Raw genomic sequence first — 19,647 nt, forward strand, 5'->3', positions numbered from 1 at the left:
GACCTCGATTGGCCAAGGAAGGCTGGTATGCTGGTGCTCAGCCGTCGATGTGGAGAAAGCGTCACGATCGGTCCCGACATCCGTGTGGTCGTGCTCGGGGTGAAAAGCGGCCAAGTCCGTCTGGGAATCGAAGCGCCGCCTGCTGTTGCGGTCCATCGGGAAGAAGTCTATGTGAGGATTCAAGAGGAGAATCGATTGGCCGCGAAGACTCACGTGGTACCCATCGATGCATTGCGTCGCTTGATCCCTTCAAAAACCAGGATTGCTTCGTGAGGGCACGATCGTGAAGTGCACATCGACTCGTTTTGGATCATTCGAAGTCCGCGCCGAAAGCATCTTGACGTTTCCTTCAGGGCTGCTCGGTTTTCCTGAGCAGCAGCGGTATGTCATGCTGGATCATGACACCGATGCCCCCTTCAAGTGGCTTCAATCGGTTGAAGAATCGACGCTGGCATTTGTGATCATGGATCCTGCCCTGTTTCATCCAGGTTATCAGGTCGACGTTCCCACCGACGCCTGGGCTGAAATCAGAGCGAGGGAGAGAGAAGATCTCGCGCTGGTTGTGATTTTGACCATCCCATCCGACGACCCAGGTCGGATCACCGCCAATTTGCGAGGACCGCTGGTCATCAGCCACAAGACCAAACTCGGAAAGCAGTTAGTGCTCTCGGAAGATTTTCCCACCCGGCACCCCTTGTTTCCCGTCTCCGGACCTTCATCATCCGAGATGGCGCAAGCCTCTCACCCTGTAGAATGTCGCGTCTAGACGATACGCACCCTGACTGTTCTGATACTCCTGTAGTTCACGAACCTCCTGCGACCGAATGTCTAGCCTGATTTGGCAGGTCTGGCTTCGGAATGATTGCTTTCTCGGATGAAAAGCGGTAAGCACTCTCGATGGGTTCATTCCGATCAATTGATTTCGGAAGAGCTTTGGGCATGCGCACTCTCATTCAAGACAGGTACTTCGTGTAAGATTCACCTCGCTGCCGTTATTGGTAAGCCGTTTGTAGATACGATGAGGACGAAATCTGAAATGAGTGAACCAACCATCATTTGTCCAAGCTGCAAGACAGAGATCAAGCTGACCGAGTCGCTTGCTGCTCCACTGATCGAATCTACACGCCGCGAGTACGAAAAACGCCTCGCTCAGAAAGATGCCGATGTGGCGAAACGCGATGCAGCCTTACGTGAGCGGGAGGAAGTTCTTTCCAAATCCCAGCAGGCACTCGATGAGCAGGTGGCTGAGAAACTCATGCACGAGCGAGGCAGGATTGCGATCGAGGAGGGGAAGAAGGCGAAGCTCGCTTTACAAAATGACCTCGACCAAAAGGCCAAAGAAGTTGCTGATCTGAACGACATTCTGAGGCAACGGGACACGAAGCTGGCCGAGGCGCAGAAGGCACAGGCCGATCTCCTCCGAAAGCAGCGAGAATTGGATGATGCCAAGCGCGAGCTGGATCTGACCGTCGAGAAGCGAGTCCAGGAAGGGCTCGCTGTGACAAGGGAACAAGCTAAGAAAGAAGCCGAGGAAGGGCTGAAACTAAAGGTATTGGAGAAAGAACAAACTATTGCCTCGATGCAGAAGCAGATTGAGGAGCTGAAACGAAAGGCTGAACAGGGATCTCAGCAGTTGCAGGGGGAAGTGCAGGAATTGGAGTTGGAAGCGCTCCTTCGCACCAAATTTCCGAGAGACACAATCGAGCCGGTTCCCAAAGGGGAACATGGCGGAGACGCGCTTCAGCGTGTCGTGGGGACAAACGGTCAGTCCTGCGGGACCATTATCTGGGAATCGAAACGCACCAAGAATTGGAGCGATGGCTGGCTCGCGAAGTTGCGCGAAGACCAGCGGGCTGCCAAAGCCGAGATTGCAGTCATCGTCAGCCAATCGCTCCCGAAGGAAGTCGAAACCTTTGGCTTGGTCGAAAACGTGTGGGTCACCCACACGAAGACGGTACTTCCTCTCGCCCTGACGCTCCGCCAGACGCTCATCGAAGTCGCCTCGGCTCGCCAAGCCTCGGAGGGTCAGCAAACCAAAACGGAAATGATCTATCAATACCTGACAGGCCCACGCTTCCGTCAGCGAGTCGAAGCCATCGTCGAGGCCTTCTCTTCGATGCAGGAGGATCTCGATAGAGAGAAGAAGGCGATCATCAAACAATGGGCCAAGAGGGAAGAACAGATTGATCGAGTCATGCAGGCCACGGCTGGGATGTACGGAGATCTGCAGGGGATTGCCGGGAAGACGATCCAGGAAATAGAAGGGCTTGAGCTACCTCTCTTGGAGAGCGACTCTGCGAGCAAAGGTTTCACTTCGGAGTAATTGCGAATCATGTCCGAAAAGCAGAAACATGAGCGAGGCGCTGAGTGGAGACAATGGGATCTCCATATTCACTCGCCTGCATCATTTCACTGGCAAGGTACGCGGTTCGAATCCACTCCTGGCTCCAAGAAGAATCAAGATCTGACTGATGAAATGATCGCGGCATTAAATGCAGCTGAACCGGCTGTGTATGCCATCATGGATTATTGGACGTTCGAAGGTTGGTTTACTCTAAAGAGGAGATTGCAGCAATCGGAATCGCACAAGCTTACAAAGACAGTGTTTCCAGGTATTGAATTGAGATTAGCCGCTCCAACCCCCTGCCGCCTAAATGCCCACGTATTGTTCTCTGATCAGATTGACGAGCAGGTTCTTCACGACTTTAAGTCTGCGCTTCAAGTGGAAATTATTAACAGGCCGCTATCTGACAGCTCACTTATCGATCTCGCTCGAAAAGTCAGCGAAGACAAATTGAAAGTCCACGGCTTCAAGAAAACCAAGATAGATGGCGACGACCAGAGCGCCCTTTTCGCAGGTGCAACGATCGCCGAGATAAACTGTGAAAGCTATAAAAAGGCTATCGAAAAGGTACCGAAGGGTCAGGCGATCGGCTTCATGCCCTATGACACGAGTGATGGTCTTTCGGAAGTCAAATGGCAGGATCATTATGCTTACTTCTTGAGGCTATTCACCTCGTCGCCAATTTTCGAGACTCGCAACGGTGACCTCCGAGGAGCATTCGTGGGTGAGGAAACTCCAGGTAATTCAAAATGGATAAAAAGCTTTCAGGCTAGCTTGGGCCAGCCAAGACTGGCTGTGTCCGGCAGTGACGCCCATCGTTTCGTGGGGGACGCTGGTAACAACGATAAGCGCGGCTACGGCGCTTTTCCCTCCTCTAAAGTGACTTGGATTAAGGCAGACCCCACCTTTCTGGGATTGCTTCAAGCGGTAAAGGAACCAGCAAAGCGTTCTTTCATCGGTACGCGCCCACCCAAGTTGCTAGAGGTTGAACAAAACAAGACTTACTTTATCGATAGAGTCGAAGTTAGTAAGAACACAGGTTCATCCGTAGCGGACGACTGGCTCTCAAGTTGTAATCTGTCCTTAAGCCCAGATTTGGTTGCAATCATAGGCAACAAGGGAAGTGGTAAGAGCGCACTCGCAGACGTAATCGCACTTCTCGGAGACTCCAAACAAAATCATCATTTCTCTTTTCTTTCGCCCAAACGTTTTCGTGCGAAGCCGAAAGAGCTGGCAAAGCACTTCAAAGGGCAAATGACTTGGTGCGATCAATCCAAAAGCAAGGCGAAGGCGCTATCTGAAGATCCTGAACCCACAGCCGTAGAGCTTGTGCGATATATTCCACAGGCCCACTTCGAAAAGCTATGTAACGACCATGTGTCTGGGCAATCGGACGTTTTCGAGAATGAGCTTAGGGCTGTAATTTTTGACCATACGGGTGTCGCTATCCGTCAGAAAGCACTCGATTTCAGTCAACTCATTGAGCAACAAGAAAGTAGCTACAGAGATCAACTAAGCGAGTATCGCAAAGAATTGAGGCGCTTGAATCAGGAAATTGAAACGATTGAAGCGCAGCTTCAACCAGGCGTCAGGAAGTCCCTTGAAGAATTGCTAACTCTTAAAAAGAAGCAGATCGAAGAGCATAGGAAAATCTCTCCGAAGGCGGAGCCTAAACCCTCGGAGCAATTAACAGTCGAGCAGCAACAAGCCGCCACTGCCCTCGAGAACATTGATAACCAACTCAAGGCAATTGAAGTTCGAGAACGCACCGCGACAACAACAACTGCTAATCTGACAGCAAAAGCACAGGCAGTACAATCGCTCCGAGAGCGGCTTCGCATCCTCCAGCGCCAATTCAAAACGTTTCAGCAAGAGACGAGTTCCGACTTGCAAACACTCGGCTTGGAACTGTCTGCAATCGCCACATTAACCATTAACGAGGGACCACTTGATAAAGTGATCCAAGAAATCGCTCTCGAACGAAAAGGGCTCGATGAGAAGACTGAGGCGGATACACAGGAAAAGCAACAGCTGCTGGAGAAGCAATTGCTTCTCAATACAGAGTTGAACGAGCCGCAGCTTCGATACCAGCAAAGCCTAAGAGCCATCCAGGCGTGGCAGGAGAAGCTTGCTGAATTGACTGGCGCCGGTGATGTCCCGGATACGTTAAAGGGAGTTGAAGCAAGAATTACTCAGTTAGAACAACTACCTTCAGCGTTGACAGATCGGAGGACGAAACGCCTCCGAATGGCAGGAGAAATCTTTGATATTCTGGAAGCTCAACGTAAGGCTCGCGAGGAGCTGTTCAAGCCTGTACAAGATCTAATTCAAAGTAACCGGTTGATTCGTGATGAATACAAACTTCAATTTCAAGCTACTCTCGGCGGATCGACCGATGCGCTATCTACAGCTCTCTTTACGCTCATCAAGCAAAATGCTGGTGAGTTCAAGGGCGACGAAGAAAGCCATGCTGCTGTAAAGCGAGTTGCGGAGAAGCTAGATCTCAGCAAGAGGGACCAAGCGCTCCAATTTGTTACTGAATTACATGACAAGATCGTTGCAGCAGCCAACGGTGGGAATCCGAGCATTGTTGGGATCTCATCGATTCTTCGAACAGCGAAAGCCCCAAGCGGAGTAAACAAGACATCTGTGGACGTCTACGATCTAATCTTTGGGCTCTCCTTTCTAGAGCCTCGCTACTCCCTCTTGTTCCAAGATACTCAGATTGAGCAGCTGTCGCCCGGTCAGCGCGGAGCGCTCCTGCTCATCTTCTATTTGCTAGTTGATAAGGGTCGCAATCCCATCATCTTGGATCAACCAGAAGAAAATCTGGATAACGAAACCGTGGTTAATCTCTTAGTGCCGGTGCTTAATGAGGCTAAGAAGAAGCGGCAAATATTTATGGTGACTCACAATCCCAATTTGGCCGTAGTATGCGATGCGGAGCAGGTGATCTATTGCTCATTTGACCGGAAACAGTCGTCCAAGATTACATACGTGTCAGGCTCAATTGAAAACCCAATAATTAACGTCCATGTCGTTAACGTGCTCGAAGGTACGAAGCCAGCTTTTGATAACCGCCGCAGCAAGTATCACTAAGATCGTGAAGGAACTCCGGCTCAAGCTGGAGCCGCGCATCCTGCTGGAGGACCCAGAGAAGTCTTATCACATCCCGCACAGAGTCACGGGCCGCGACATATTACGACAACCGACTCATCGTGTGGGAGAACGAGCCCGGCCCTAGGGGCCAAGCGACATCATTTTTCTCATCATGGAGTGAGTTCAGAACCGAATGGAGGAAAGGGGAATGAGTAAAGCATTGCTCAAAATCGAACGCGAAGCGGTTCGTTTGTCGGCAAAGGACCGGGAAGTTCTGGCTGAACGTTTGATGCGAAGTGTGACACAAGAGCCGTTGACCCAGGTGGAGGAAGCTTGGGTAGAGGAGGCCGAGCGCCGGTTTTCCGCTTGGCGACGTGGGACACGAAAAGGGGTGCCGGTCGAACGGGCATTCAAACAGATTCGCAAGGATCTGGGTTGGTGAAACTCCTCGTTGACCCCGAAGCGCTGGCGGAAGCGCGAAACGCCGCCGCGTTCTACGAGGACAGTCAGCCCGGTTTGGGGAAGGCATTCCTAGCCGACGTCGAGGCGGCAACCGAGGAGATTGTCCGGCATCCGCTCATGTGGCGCAAGATCAAGGGACGGTTCCGCAGGTATCTGATCCCACGGTTTCCCTATGGCCTGATTTATGCCGTACAAGGCAAGACGGTCTATGTCGCGGCTGTTATGCACCTCAAGCGCAAGCCCGGGTACTGGACCGCGAGAACCAGAAGGTCCCTTTCGTGAGCGATCGCAACGCCAAGCAGAAACTCGAACTCGTCTGGATTAGGAATGAGTTCCGGCCTAAGCTGGAGCCGCCCAACCCACATCCTCAGCAATGCTGGCAAGGGTGAAAGTATGGGCTCAGTCCCCGCGACGTAATTATGGAACCAAGACACTGGCTGGATTAGTTAGTCAGTTCGCAATAAAACGATGATGGTCTTAATACACGGCCCGCGTGACTCAGGCGGCTTCCTGGGAGATAGGCTGATATCCCTGCCTGTAGGATTCAAGCACACGGACGAGTCGTGCGACTTCTAGTTCGAGCTGCGCGTAGACGGGAGGGGCGTCGTGGAGCGCGTTGAGGCGGCCGACTGCTTCGAGACGACCGGCAGAGAGCGCGACTTCGGATGCGCAAAGATTTCCGGCTGTGCCTTTGAAAGTGTGTGCCATGCGCTCCACGACGATCGAGTCGGCATCGGCCAGCGCCGTTCTGATGTCAGCCAGCATAGTCTGGTGACGATCGAGAAACAGGCGGACGAGTTGAGCGAATAACTCACTGTCGCTCCCGATGTTCTGGTACATTTTTGCAGGATCAAAAATTCCTCTGGTTGAGTCAGAGGTAGTGAGAATTGGCTGCTGTTTCCCGGGGACCACCACATTGGGTGGTGCGAGTGCCCAACGTGCCAGTGTGCTCCGTAGTTCCTCCAGTTTAATTGGTTTGGCGAGATAATCGTCCATCCCGATTGCCAAGCAACGCTCGCGATCGCCCTGCATCGCATTGGCGGTGACCGCAATAATCGGCATGTGCCGAGTCGATTGTGGAGTCTCGTCTGAACGGTTCGCGCTTCCGTCGGTCGAGTCACGCGAGGCCACCAACGCTTCACCTTCCCGAATGCGTCGAGTGGTCTCAAATCCATCCATGACGGGCATCTGACAATCCATCAGGATGGCGGCATAGTCCCCCTTGGTGAGGGCAGCCAGCGCCTCTCTACCGTTTTCGACGACGTCCGGTTTGTAGCCCAGTTTTTCAACCATCCGCACGGCGAGCTTCTGGTTGACCATGTTGTCTTCCACGACCAAAATTCGTCGATGTTGCACATGCTCCGCGACCATATGCCTGGTGACGAGTTGAGGCACGACGGGGCATGCCTGTGCGTCCTTCGGCGCTTGGCCATCGGGCAACCCGAGCACGGTTCGTAGGCAATCGCGTAATTCGTCGTGGCGGACTGGTTTCGGCAGGTAGCCCATCGCGCCGGCTTGACGGGCTTGTTCCGCATGACCACGTTGCAGCATCGAGGTCATCACGACGAGGCGAATCCCTGACCCAGCCGGGTGGCTTTGCAGCTCTCGTGCGAGCTGCAACCCGTCTTTTCCCGGCATGATGACGTCCAAGATTGCAAGATCGTACGACACTCCACGCTGCGTTGCCTCGGCGATGCGGTGTAAAGCTGATTCGGCATCCTCCGCGAGTTCGTCAATCATCCCCCAACCTGAAACCAGATGGTGGAGGATCAAACGATTCGATTCGTTGTCATCGACGATCAAGACACGCTTTCCGGTAAGATCTCCGGTTGGAAGAATCGCGCGCAGAGAATCCGCCTGTTTCTTGAAACGCACGGTGCACCAGAAGGTACTGCCATGCCCCTCGGTACTGCGCACTCCGATCCGTCCACCCATTAACTCCACCAGTTGCTTGGAAATGGAAAGACCAAGACCGGTCCCTCCGTATTTTCTCGTTGTGGAGCTGTCGGCCTGCACAAATGGACGGAACAGTTTGGCTTGGGTACTCGGATTGATTCCGATACCTGTGTCAATGACTTCGAAACGGATGACGGCGGTGTCCGGTAGGTCTTCTTCAAGATAGGCCTGCAGGGTCACCTCGCCCTTGTCGGTGAACTTCACCGCGTTGGCGACCAGGTTGGTGAGGACCTGACGGAGGCGGCCTGGGTCGCCTTTGAGTCCCATCGGAACCGCTGCGTGTACCAGTCCGGTCAGTTCCAATCCTTTCGTTTCCGCCCGCTTGGCGAATTGTGCCAACACCTGCTCCACCGTGGTTCTTAGATTGAAGTCGAGGCACTCCAGTTCCAGCTTACCTGCCTCGATCTTGCTGCATTCGAGCACGTCGTTTATCAGCTGCAGGAGCGCTTCGCCGCATTGCCGGATAGTCTCCGCGTAGGACTGCTGTTCCGGCGTCAAGGGCGTCTCCATCAACAGGCTCGTCATACCGATGACCCCATTCATGGGAGTGCGGAGCTCATGACTGACGGTCGCCAGAAATGCCGTCTTGACGCGTGCCGATTCCTTGGCCTCGTCCAGAGCTTGGTCCAAACGGCGGTTACTCTGGCGAAGCTGGTCGGCGGAGAGTTGGAGCGCCTGCTGTGTCCTGTGGACGCTCGTCATGTCAGCGGCATAGCCTCGCACGAGCCCATGAGTGAGAACCGGGCAGAAGGTCCATGAAAAACTGGCTTCTGGCAGCACAACTGTCTCGTCATGAAGCACCTGGCCTGTTGCTAGACAGCGCCGCACGATGTCTGGAAGGGTACGCGGGGCGACGTTGGGAGATCCTTCGAGGCTGTATCCGAATCGAGTAAGCAGAGAGATCATCGCGGGATTGGCATACAGCAGACTCATCTGCCGGTCCAGTTCGATCATCGGTAAGGGACTTTCCTCCGCGATTGCGACCAGCCGATCGCGAGCTTGTTTCAATTCCAGTTCATGGGACAAGTCTCGAATACCGACAATCAGCACGGTCTTTCCATTGAACATACTGGGCGCACAAGTCCATTCCACTGGAACGGGGCGGGTTGCCTTCCGCAAGATCAGATGTTGTGTCACGGAAGTCGGGCGGCGGTTGTTCAGCACTTCGTTCAGCTGCGCGGTCATGACGGTTGCGTCCGACTGGGTGAGCATCGACCACAGGGATGGAAAGGATCGGATCGTGGAGGAAGAAAACCGTGGTCCAAGCAACCGATGGCCCTCACGGTTAACGGCCAATACGATGAAATCACTGTCGAGGATGACGGTGGCCAGCGGAAGCCCTTCGAGAAGATCCAGGCCTGTGAAGGTCGTCGGAAGCGAGGCTGCAGGCCGGTGTCGGTCGCGGTTGCGTTTCCGTTTCCGTCCAGCCGGCTTCATCATGCGGCCCGTGAGAGGGTTTGATCCAGGTGTATCCCGATGTTGACACGTTCTTGGGCCGGGTCCAAGACGCGCAGCACGGTTCGGACCTTGCGGTCGGGAGATGGTGTAGCCAGGTCCACCTCGATGGGCGTGGCATAAGAACCTCCATGTGAGTCGGTCGTGATTTTTATCAGAGGTTTGAGTCGTTGTTGAGGGTTAACTCCGATGACGACCGCCTGTTCGCCGGTATTGAGCTGGATGAGGCTCCCGACCGGATAGACGCCGATGCTTCGAATCATGAGCTCCACCAGGGATTTTGCGAACTGTCCTCGTTCAGCGGTCAAGAAGAGTTGGCGAACGGCGTCGTGTGGGATCATAGCCGGGCGTGTGCCGCGCCGACTGACCATGCCGTCATAAACATCGACGATGCCGACGATCTGGGCGAGGCGCGAAATCTGGTCGTTGGCTAGACCGGCTGGAAACCCGCTTCCATCAGCCCGCTCATGATGTTCCCTGACGATGCGTAAGACATCCTCATGCATGCCGGGATGTTCGGAGAGGAGTGCGACGCCCAGTTTACAATGCTGTTCGAGCAGAGTCTTATCTTGTCCGCTGCACTCATCCCGTTTACGAACGAGATTGCGCGGGAGCCGGACATATCCGGTGTCATGGAGCAACGCGCCCATGCCGACCTGTTCTTGCGTCGGTTGATCCAACCCGCTCTCAATGGCCACTACAAGGGACAAAATGCAGGTGTCCAACGCATGAGCCGTCAGGGAGCGGTCGAAGTGCTTAATCTTCTGGATGGCGACCTGCGTAGCCATGGCGGCGCGGTCGCTGAGAACTTGCGCCAACACGTTCGACACGATGGCTTTGGTCGCTTCGGGAGAAGGAGGAATTCCCCGTTCAAGCTCCTCGAAGATGTGCTCCACCGCTTCTTGAGCCTGTGCGTAGATGACGGTAACGGAATGATCTTCGGATTTCGCCTCCTGCCTACCTTCGGGTTTTTGGCTCGGAGGAGCTGGGACATCAGGGCTGGTAGAGTGGTGGTTTGCAGCTTGCTGTGTATTCGTCGAGGATTCCGATGGGAGGTCGGACCCTTTGCCGGTATCGATGGTCACCATCTTGATCCCATGCTGTTTCATGAGTTGGATGGTCTGCAGATCCTTGATCAGCCGTTTATGGGAAAGGAACGGAGTTCGGTACCACGGGACATCCATCTCGATGATGAACATGCCTGGTATGAGCTGCTCGATAGGGATACGTTTTGTCGCCATACGGTTTTGGACTCCAGGTCAGAAAGGTCTCCAGTCGAACGTGCCGACAGAAGGGAGGCTCTACGTCCATTATCGGCGAAGCATGCGCCGAACTTGATTATTATCCGTGAATCGTGATGCGCGTGAATCACTTCTGAGACGATACGCTCCATCGTCTCTGTTCCTCATCAAGATCTGTCTGTGACATTCCGATAGGGCTCATCAGGGTTGGTCCATATCAGCCGACTATCCTGGAGCGAAGGGCATGAACGAGATTGTCGTGTCTGTTCCGTCCGCGGCATCATTCTTATCGGTCGGACTTCCTCTAAAAATATCCCTTACGCTCGATCAGCAGAAGGTCATGCACGGCTCGACGCTTCTCGGCTGGAAGGATCACGCATGGCTTGTCTGCGAATGGCCGATTCAACTCGGCCATGATCAGCCGGTCGCAGCAGGTACTCCGTGCACGGTGAGTTATCTGCTTGACGGCAAACTGGTGGGTTATCGCAGCGAAATACGCGATCTGATTACCTCGCCGGTGCCCCTGCTGTTCGTTGCGTTTCCGAAGGCGGTGGAAGAAATGCATCTGCGAAAACATCTCCGCGTATCGACCAATGAGCCGGTCTTGTTGATACGAGCGGATTCTGGCAACGCGTCCGAGTCCGCATTGCCCACCAGCAACTATTTCGGTGGCTTGCTGAAAGATCTCAGTCAGGGGGGATGCAGTGTGGTGCTGGTGCGAAGACCAGCCTGGCTGTGCCCAGGAGCAACGGTCCGACTCGAATTCGAACTCCCTGGTCTCGGACATATTACGAACCTCACGGGTGTCGTGAAGAACGCCGACATGCGGGAGGGCAGTGAGATGATCGGCATCGAGTTTCGATTCAATGAACTCGAGTACATCGAATATCGCGGGTGGGGCGGATCCGTCCGGCAGGCAGTCGAACATTGCGTCTTCCAGAAGGCCGGCGCCTCTTTTGTTGTCCCGTAACCCTGATCTCCGTAGCCTCGCCGGGTGAGCGTTCTTGCCTCCACACCGGGAAAATATTACCTCGTATGAAAGTTGCGGTGAAGGTCCCGCCCTTGAATAGGGCGATTTTCATCGCGCCACAGCAGTAACGGCTGGCACAGGACTTGGAATGCACTCTGAGCGTATCGACTGGACAGCGGGTGCAGGAGTCGGTGCTGAGTCAATCAGCCGCAGAGCGGGCTGTGCGATGTGATGAGACGACGACACTACGCCGGTCTGTGAGGAATCGATGGACAGCGATAATTTCTATATCAACCTGTTCGTGAAGGCGCCGCACTGGTCCACGCCTGAGCCCAACTCGGATGAAGCCGCACGCTGGAGCAAGATCGCGGCTTTCCTGGAGTATATCTTGCGCCGTGTGTGGCAGCAGGAGCCGAACAAGCAACTCAGGATGTTGGACATCGGGTGTGGCCGCGGATGGCTCACCAATCTCGCTGCAGGATATGGTTTCTGTGAGGGCATTGAGCCGGTCGCAGGCGTCGTCGAGCATGCGCGCAAGCTGTTTCCCCATCTTCGGTTCGAAGGAGGGACGGCGGAGAGCGTCTTGAGGCGGACAGACTTCGAGCCGTACGACGTCGTGCTCACGTCGGAGGTCATTGAGCATGTTCCGCATGGGCAAAAAGAAGAGTTTCTCGCGCAACTGGCCAAACTGCTTAAGCCGGACGGCTATCTGATCCTTACGACGCCGAGGGGTGAAGTGTGGGAACAGTGGAAGACCATCGCGCCGCCCAATCAACCGGTTGAAGACTGGGTGACCGAAGAGCAACTGCGGAGCCTATTCACTGCGCAGGGCTTCGTCGAAATGGGACTGGACCGTATTCATGTTGAGGTTCCTGACTTGCGTTATGTGCCGGCGCCCACGCCGGCCGATCTCCGCTCCATGAACCTACTCCCAATCTATCAAGTATGGTGCTGTCGCCGACCCGCCGGCCAACGTCCCATTCCCTTTACACGCGCACCGAAGGTGTCCGTCATTGTCCCGACATACAATCGCCTCGATCGTCTCCAGATGGCACTCGCGAGCCTGGCTGCGCAGACCTATCAGGACTTCGAGGTCATCGTCGTCAATGATGCTGGTTGCGACGTGGCGTCCGTCGTGGCGGCCTGTGTCGATCGACATCGCATCACGGCCATTACCCACGATAGAAACCGCGGTTTGGCTGCAGCCCGCAACAGCGGACTCCGTGCGGCGAAGGGTGACTACATCGCCTATCTTGATGACGATGATCGCTATCTTCCTCATCATCTTGAGACCCTTGTCGCCTACCTGGATCGTCGTGAATGCCGCATCGCGTACACCGACGCCTGGCGAGTGCAGGAACGGCAGAGCGACGGCGAGTATGTCGAGACCGGGCGCGATGTTCCGTACTCCTTTGAATTCAGACCGGCGGATCTGCTGGTGTCCAACTACTTTCCGGTTCTCTGTGTGATGCACGACCGAGCCTGTCTCGATGAGGTGGGCCTATTCGATGAATCTCTCTTCGCTCATGAAGATTGGGATTTCTGGATCCGCATGGCGACTCGATTCCCGTTTAAACACCTGCCGGTCAGGACTGCCGAGTTCACTTGGCGGAATGACGGTACATCCATGACGAGCGGGACCAGAGCGACCTATCGTCGCACCACTGAAATCATTTACCGAAAATATGCGCCCTACGCAGAACGGATTGCCGGCGTCCGGGAAGCCCAGCAGCGTCATCTCGAAAAACTCCAAGCGTCGATGCCGATGAAGTCCTACGTCTGCTCCATCATCATCCCGGTATGGAACAAGGTGGAACTGACCAGGCAATGTCTGACCGCGCTTGCCTCCAATACGACCGATATCTGGTTCGAAGTGATCGTCGTCGACAATGGATCCACGGATGGGACCGGGGAATTGTTAGGGGAGCTCAAGGGCGATGTGCAAATCCTCCGGAACGACCGGAACCTCGGGTTTGCCAAGGCGTGTAATCAAGGGGCTCGGGCGGCCCGCGGTAAATACCTGGTGTTCCTGAACAACGACACGATCCCTCAACCACAGTGGCTTAAGCCGTTGGTCAGCGAGGTGGATGAGCATCAGGAAGTTGGGGTAGTGGGCAGCAAACTGCTCTTCGCGGATGGCTCCGTCCAGCATGCGGGGGTGGTCTTCATGCGGTCACAGCGGAGTGCCTATCACATCTATCGGACCGTTGCTAGTAATGCTTCTGCGGTGAATCAGCGGCGCGAGTTCCAGGCGGTTACTGCGGCTTGCATGCTCGTGCGTCGGGAGATCTTTGACGAGGTACAGGGATTCGACGAAGGTTTCGTCAATGGTTTCGAGGATGTGGATCTCTGTCTGAAGGTTCGGGGAAAGGGGTACCATGTGATCTACCAGCCCCGCAGCGTGTTGTATCACTTGGAAAGCCAAACTCCTGGTCGAAAAGAGTACGAGGTGCATAACAGCCGTCGGCTTCAAGAACGGTGGGGCGATCATTGGTGGCTGGGGGATGAGGATCTCCACTATCACAGGGATGGATTTAAATTGGTCGGCGGTGCTCAAGACGCAGAGTTTGCCACACAATTAAAGCCGATGGGAGATATACGCGATCAGGCGGGTTGGGCTCATGTCGCAGCCGCGCAAGCGGCTGCTCTGAAGCAGGATTGGTCGGCTGTCACACGTGAGCTCCGATTGGTGGACTACTGGCCGGATGACCGATTCGTGCTGTGTTGGGGCGCCATGGTGGCCGAGCGGATGAAAGAGCCGCTTCTACGGGTCCGGTTCCGCTCGCGCTATTTGGAATTGGTTGATGCGCCTAGCGAGCGACTCGCGCTGATCCGTATGTTGGTCGAACAGAAGAACTTGGTGGATGCAGAGGAGCACCTCCGGATCCTGCTTGAGTCTTCCCCGGATCATGCGGAGGGACTGTTGCTAAAAGGCATTCTGTGCATGCAGAGGGAACAATATGAGCAAGCCGAGCGCTCATTTGCTTTGGCAATGAAGGAGGGAGCGGATCGCAGGAAATGTCTGATGGGGGTGGGAATGGCGGCAATGGGAAGGGCATACACGCAAGGGGCCTGGGAGCAGTTTCTTGAGGTGCTGGAGGAAAATCCCGACGATGCCGAGGCGATCCACTGGCTGCTCCGTGCCGGCACGGCACAAAACCGTTGGTCAGAGTTGGGTGAGCGATTGCATCGATATGTGACGAGAAACCCTGGTGACGTAGCCGTGCGATTTGCCTTCGCTGGCGTGTTGCTGAGGGGTGAACGGGTCGAAGCGGCCCGACGGGAATATGATGCGCTGCAGACGCTTGCACCAGGTTCCGATGGGTTGGACCAACTGGGCCGGGCGATTGCAGGAAAAGAAGCCGTGATCCTGACGGAAGCCGCCCAGTGATTCGCCACCTCGTTCTAGCTGAGGGGTGTCAAAGCAGGACCTGAAAGAACCCCTCAATCGGTCCAGCTCATGCCAGTGACATGGGAAGGATGCCACGCGCGCTAATCATACAATTAGCGAGACTGGGAGATCTCCTGCAATCGCTGCCGGCGATCGCGCAGCTCCACGCGCGTCAACCCGAGACGCAATTCGATCTGCTCTGTCCGTCTCATCTTACCGATGTGGGACGTCTGCTGCCGGGCATCGAGAAAGTCCTTGCGTGGGATGGAGCGGCCTGGCAGCGACGTGCGATGGACGCCCAGCAGAATTTGCGAGCAGAGCATCTTGTGGAGGTCGATACAACCTTGATGGCATTGGCGCCGGACCGGTACGACTATGCCTATGTTTTCAATCAACATCACCGGGCACTGCTGGTGGCCTCATTACTCGCTCAAGAAGTGAAAGGACCATTTCTCTACGGGCCGCTTAGCGAGGTGCTGACACCGTGGGCAAGCTACATTCGCGATGTGGCGCAGCGGCGTCTGGGACAGCGTGTGCACCTGGCTGATGCTTTCTGCGGGCTCTGTGGAATCTCTCCGCCAGGGTCTGTCGTCATGCTCGATCCTCCGACCGTCCGATTGCCTGAGGATTTGGAACCTATTGGTAAACACGGTGCTCCGTGGATTGCGCTCATCGTGGGAGCGGGGGAGACCGAGCGGTTTGTGCCCACGGAGGTGTGGCGCCGATTGATGACCTTATTGCTTTCATGCATGCCGCAAAGTCGTATCGTACTTGTCGGAATGGAACGCGAACGAGCCGCAGAGATTCAAGCACCGCTGCCTCCGTCGGCTCTGGGTCGGATTTGGGACACGACCGGTCGCACCTCTCTGTCGCAGCTTGCCGCCATTCTTGCTCGCTGTCATCGAGTCGTCGGTTCGGACACAGGTCCCCTGCACCTCGCTGCGGCGCTCGGCAGGCCGGTTATCGGTTGGTATTTTGCGCGGGCACGGGTCCATGAGACGGGACCCTACGGTTTCCATCATGTCGTGTGGCAGGCCGAAGACATGCGGGGTGAGATCTGGCCGGTCGACGAAACTATCGCCGTGATGTGTGAGCAGGGGCACCATGCACCGGTCGGCTGGAGTGTATGGACGAGCCACTGCGATGCATGGGGCGCCTATTATACGCCGGCCGGCCAATCAGCCGTTCCACCGCCCGAACGTGAAGCGCTCTGGCTTGAACTGGAGACGGTCCTTTCATGAAGTATCTGGCGCAGAATCTTGAAGCCCTTCGCAAGCAGTACCCAGCGCTGGTCCAAACTACGCAGGAAAATTCCGGTGGTCTGCTGACGGTCGCGCCTTCAAGAGAAGGGAGTCCATCGGCTACGTATGAAGGACGATGGGTTCACAGCGGATACGATCCGCGTCAAGAAGCCCAAGCATGGGCCAAAGCTCAATTGCGTGAATGGAAAGCCGGCGAGCTTGGGGTCGTGCTCGGTGTCGGCTTGCTGTATCACGTCGAAGCGTTGGTCGCTCTCAAGCCGCAAGGGGCGATGCTGGCGGTTGTCGTGCCCAATGTGGCAGAGCTCAAAGACGCCGTCTCGACGAGGCCTATGGCGGCTTGGGTCCACCGAGTCGAATGGCTGTGGGGAACTCCTGCGGCGATGGCAGAGGAGTTGGCCGCAAAGTCGGAGCCGCTTCGGTTCATGACGTATGGACCGGCCGCCCGCCTACACGCCGACGCTCATCGCGATTTGGAAGCAGGGCTCCGACGGATGGTTTCGGCCAAACAGACGGGCCGACTTCATGTTGCCGTAGTGGGGCCGATCTACGGCGGCTCGCTCCCGATCGCTCACCACACGGTCGCAGCACTGGAATCGCTGGGTCATCGGGTCAGCTGGCTGGATCAAAGTCCCCATCGGATAAGCTACGAAACATTCGGGGTTTATCACGAGCCACGCCACCGCCTCACCATGCAAAGCCGGTTTGCCGACGTGCTGAGTTTAGGCGTTGTGACGCATCTTGCCGAAGATCCGCCGGATCTTGTGCTGGCGCTTGCCCAGGCGCCGATGAATCTCGCGGTGCTCGAGCACCTGCGCAAGAAGAAATTTCTCACCGCGATGTGGTTCGTTGAAAACCACCGGCATCTGACCTACTGGCAGCAGTTAGCCGGCGGGTACGACTATTGGTTTGTCATCCAGGAAGGCTCCTGCTTCGAATCGCTGAAGCGGGCGGGGGCTCGCCATGTCAGCTATCTGCCGATGGCGGCCGAGCCAAACCTGCATCGGCCGATTGTGTTGACTGCAGCCGACCAGGACGAGTATGGGGCCGATGTGTCCTTTGTAGGGGCGGGGTATGCCAACCGGCGCACCGTTCTTCCGCGATGGTTATCGAATGATTGGTCGTTCAAGCTCTGGGGCAATGAGTGGGAAGGCGCAGAGGGCTTCACGTCGGTGCTCCAGCGCGGCGGTGACCGTATCGATACAGAGACCTGCATCAAAGTGTTCAATGCCACCTCCATCAACCTGAATCTTCATTCCTATGACGGCGACGGACTCGATCCGGAGGCCGACTTCGTCAACCCTCGGACATTCGAATTGGCTGCTTGCGGTGCATTTCAGCTGGTCGACGAGCGATCACTCATGCCAGATCTTTTCGCCGCCGATGAGCTGGTCCGGTTCGCTGCGGTGGCTGAAGTGCCGTTGCTTATCCGTGCCTGGCTCGATGATGTGCCCGGACGACGCGCGATTGCTGAGGCCGCGCGTCGTCGTGTGTTCGCGCAGCACACGTACCAACATCGCATGAAGGAACTCTTGACTACCATCGGTGTGCATCAACCTGATCGAATCGGAGCCATTATGCGCGGGGACCGCAACGCCGGCGCGTTGACGCAGCGTGAAAATACACCACCCGAGCTTGCAGCGCTCCTTCGCCGATTTCCGTCGGATCAACGAGTGGAGCTCAAGGAGGTAGCGGCTCAGATCAAGACGAAAGGTGCCGACCGAGAATTGGCGCGAGAGGAGCTGCTGGTTCTGATGCTGGATAGTTATCGAGTAGAAACGAGAGATCTCGTATGATGCGGCAAGTCCTGATCATCAACATCACCCGGATGGGCGATCTCGTCCAGATGGGCACTCTACTGTCACGTCTCCGAGACGAATGGCCCGGCGTGGCGGTAGATCTTGTGGTCGATCGACAATTCGCGCCGGTGGCCTCTATGCTGAGCGGCTTGCGTGACATCATCGCGTATGATTTCCACGCGTTGATTGATGAGAGCCGGGTCTGCGCCAAAGATGCCGTTGCGCTCTATCGAGAGATCGCATTGTGGGCCGACGAATTGCACAAGCGCCGCTACGATCGCATCATCAACCTCACATTCAACCGATCCAGTGCGCTCCTGGCCGAATATGTCGGCGCGCAGGATATCCGCGGCGCGCGGAGCGCTTGGGACGGCGGTACGGTCATCAACAATCCCTGGATGGTGTATTTTACCGATATTCATCAGATCCGCCGGATCAATCGATTCAACCTCGTCGACCTCTATGCAATGGCTGGGAGCAGGCCGGGCTCGTTTGCACCATTGTGTGTGACGACGCCAGCCGAAAATACAGACTGGGCGAGGCGCTTTCTGTCGAGTCCGGGAGGGCCGGATGGCAAATGGATCGCGGTGCAGGCAGGGGCGAGCGACGTAATGAAGGCCTGGCGGCCACAGCATTTCGGCGTGGCACTGGCCCGCTTCAGCAAGCATTGGGATGGCGGCATTCTGTTCATCGGATCGCCATCGGAACAGGATGCGATCGCTCATGTTATCCGGACCTATCGAGAGGCGGGTGGGCGCAGCACAATCAAGAATGCCGTCGGGCAAACGACCTTGCCGCAGCTCGTCGCTCTCCTGGCGGACTGTCGGGTGTTGCTCACAAACGATACAGGACCGATGCACTTGGCCGTTGGGGTGCAGACTCCGGTCATCGATCTGTCCGTCGGCCATGTGGATTTCCAGGAGACCGGTCCACACGGGCCAGGACATTGGGTTTTGCAGTCGGATCTCGAATGCGCGCCTTGTGGTTTTGACCAGGTGTGTTCGCACCACGCTTGTAAGGATCGGCTGCCGATCGACGTGGTCGACGGTGTCATGCAACATGTGGTGAGGCAGGGACCGTTGCCCATGACTGTACCGGGCTATCGTTTGTACAGATCAGGCGTCGATGCGGATCAATTGGGTACTTTTGAACTCGTCTCCGGTTGTGAAGATGCGATAGAGACCTGGTACGCGGCATTCTGGCGTCGCCGCTGGTATGAGTCGTTCGCCGGTCGGACGAGCCGGCTGCCGACACTCAACAGTGTTGCACCGGACACCGGCGAGGGATTGGCCTGTATGAGGGCGATGATGCCGTTGCTCGACAGCCTCTGCCGACGGGCTGACCACATCGTCCGGCTAACCGGGCAAATGCCGCTTCCTGTCCAAGCCATTCAAGCGTTACAACGGGCACAAGCGGAGGAACGTCAGAAGGTGGCTCAGGCCGGAAGAACGACGTGGGCCACAAGACCGCTGATCACGGCCGCGCTCCGCCTGTTGCATCAGGACAATGAGCAAGGGCTGGAGCGAATGGCGAGGCATCACGCGGCGGCGTATCATCGCTGGCGCCACGAGACGAAGGTCGTGGCCTCCTACCTCGCATCCCCGCGAGAGGTACCCGCTTCGAGTGCAAACATACCTGTGTCCTACGCCGGTATCAAATGAGAGGAGACTG

The 19,647-nt window shown here is 56.0% G+C and carries 13 protein-coding genes; 11 read left to right on the forward strand and 2 right to left on the reverse strand.

From position 1 onward, the window contains the following. Nucleotides 1–27 precede the first annotated feature (27 nt). From csrA to P0119_10260, 6 genes are all read left to right on the forward strand, one after another. The gene (gene csrA, locus P0119_10235; protein ID MDF0666431.1) at nt 28–273 is read left to right on the forward strand and encodes a carbon storage regulator CsrA; all 246 of its coding nucleotides are present in this window, start codon (nt 28–30) and stop codon (nt 271–273) included. A gap of 10 nt (nt 274–283) precedes the next feature. Then, nucleotides 284–766 (forward strand): flagellar assembly protein FliW, encoded by a 483-nt coding sequence (locus P0119_10240; GenBank protein ID MDF0666432.1) that lies wholly within the window; start codon nt 284–286, stop codon nt 764–766. A gap of 270 nt (nt 767–1,036) precedes the next feature. Next, the gene (locus P0119_10245; GenBank protein ID MDF0666433.1) at nt 1,037–2,323 is read left to right on the forward strand and encodes a DUF2130 domain-containing protein; all 1,287 of its coding nucleotides are present in this window, start codon (nt 1,037–1,039) and stop codon (nt 2,321–2,323) included. A gap of 9 nt (nt 2,324–2,332) precedes the next feature. Beyond that, nucleotides 2,333–5,443 (forward strand): hypothetical protein, encoded by a 3,111-nt coding sequence (locus tag P0119_10250; GenBank protein MDF0666434.1) that lies wholly within the window; start codon nt 2,333–2,335, stop codon nt 5,441–5,443. 208 nt (nt 5,444–5,651) lie between these two features. Next, nucleotides 5,652–5,885, forward strand: a complete 234-nt coding sequence (locus tag P0119_10255) for an addiction module protein (GenBank protein ID MDF0666435.1) — start codon at nt 5,652–5,654, stop codon at nt 5,883–5,885. Then, entirely contained in the window at nt 5,882–6,187 is a 306-nt protein-coding gene (locus P0119_10260) for a type II toxin-antitoxin system RelE/ParE family toxin (GenBank protein MDF0666436.1), read from the forward strand. The genes P0119_10255 and P0119_10260 overlap by 4 nt, the downstream gene beginning before the upstream one ends. A 216-nt stretch (nt 6,188–6,403) precedes the next feature. On the opposite strand, the gene P0119_10265 is transcribed toward P0119_10260, so the two are convergent. After that, nucleotides 6,404–9,301: a response regulator gene (locus P0119_10265; protein ID MDF0666437.1), complete on the reverse strand. Its 2,898-nt coding sequence runs from the start codon at nt 9,299–9,301 to the stop codon at nt 6,404–6,406. Continuing rightward, on the reverse strand, nt 9,298–10,557 hold the full coding sequence (locus P0119_10270; GenBank protein MDF0666438.1) for a DUF3391 domain-containing protein: 1,260 nt from the start codon (nt 10,555–10,557) through the stop codon (nt 9,298–9,300). Before P0119_10270 ends, P0119_10265 begins: the two co-directional genes overlap by 4 nt. Before the next feature lie 244 nt (nt 10,558–10,801). On the opposite strand from P0119_10270, the gene P0119_10275 reads away from it, so the two are divergent. From P0119_10275 to P0119_10295, 5 genes are all read left to right on the forward strand, one after another. After that, a complete protein-coding gene (locus P0119_10275; GenBank protein MDF0666439.1) occupies nt 10,802–11,527 on the forward strand; it encodes a flagellar brake protein in 726 nt (241 codons plus the stop codon). Between the two features lie 268 nt (nt 11,528–11,795). Further along, entirely contained in the window at nt 11,796–14,918 is a 3,123-nt protein-coding gene (locus P0119_10280; GenBank protein MDF0666440.1) for a glycosyltransferase, read from the forward strand. Between the two features lie 89 nt (nt 14,919–15,007). Then, the gene (locus P0119_10285; GenBank protein MDF0666441.1) at nt 15,008–16,159 is read left to right on the forward strand and encodes a glycosyltransferase family 9 protein; all 1,152 of its coding nucleotides are present in this window, start codon (nt 15,008–15,010) and stop codon (nt 16,157–16,159) included. Further along, the gene (locus P0119_10290) at nt 16,156–17,973 is read left to right on the forward strand and encodes a glycosyltransferase (protein MDF0666442.1); all 1,818 of its coding nucleotides are present in this window, start codon (nt 16,156–16,158) and stop codon (nt 17,971–17,973) included. The genes P0119_10285 and P0119_10290 overlap by 4 nt, the downstream gene beginning before the upstream one ends. Then, nucleotides 17,970–19,637 (forward strand): glycosyltransferase family 9 protein, encoded by a 1,668-nt coding sequence (locus P0119_10295; GenBank protein MDF0666443.1) that lies wholly within the window; start codon nt 17,970–17,972, stop codon nt 19,635–19,637. Before P0119_10290 ends, P0119_10295 begins: the two co-directional genes overlap by 4 nt. Nucleotides 19,638–19,647: the final 10 nt, after the last annotated feature.

The organism is Nitrospira sp. (assembly GCA_029194665.1).
Classification (GTDB): Bacteria; Nitrospirota; Nitrospiria; order Nitrospirales; family Nitrospiraceae; genus Nitrospira_D.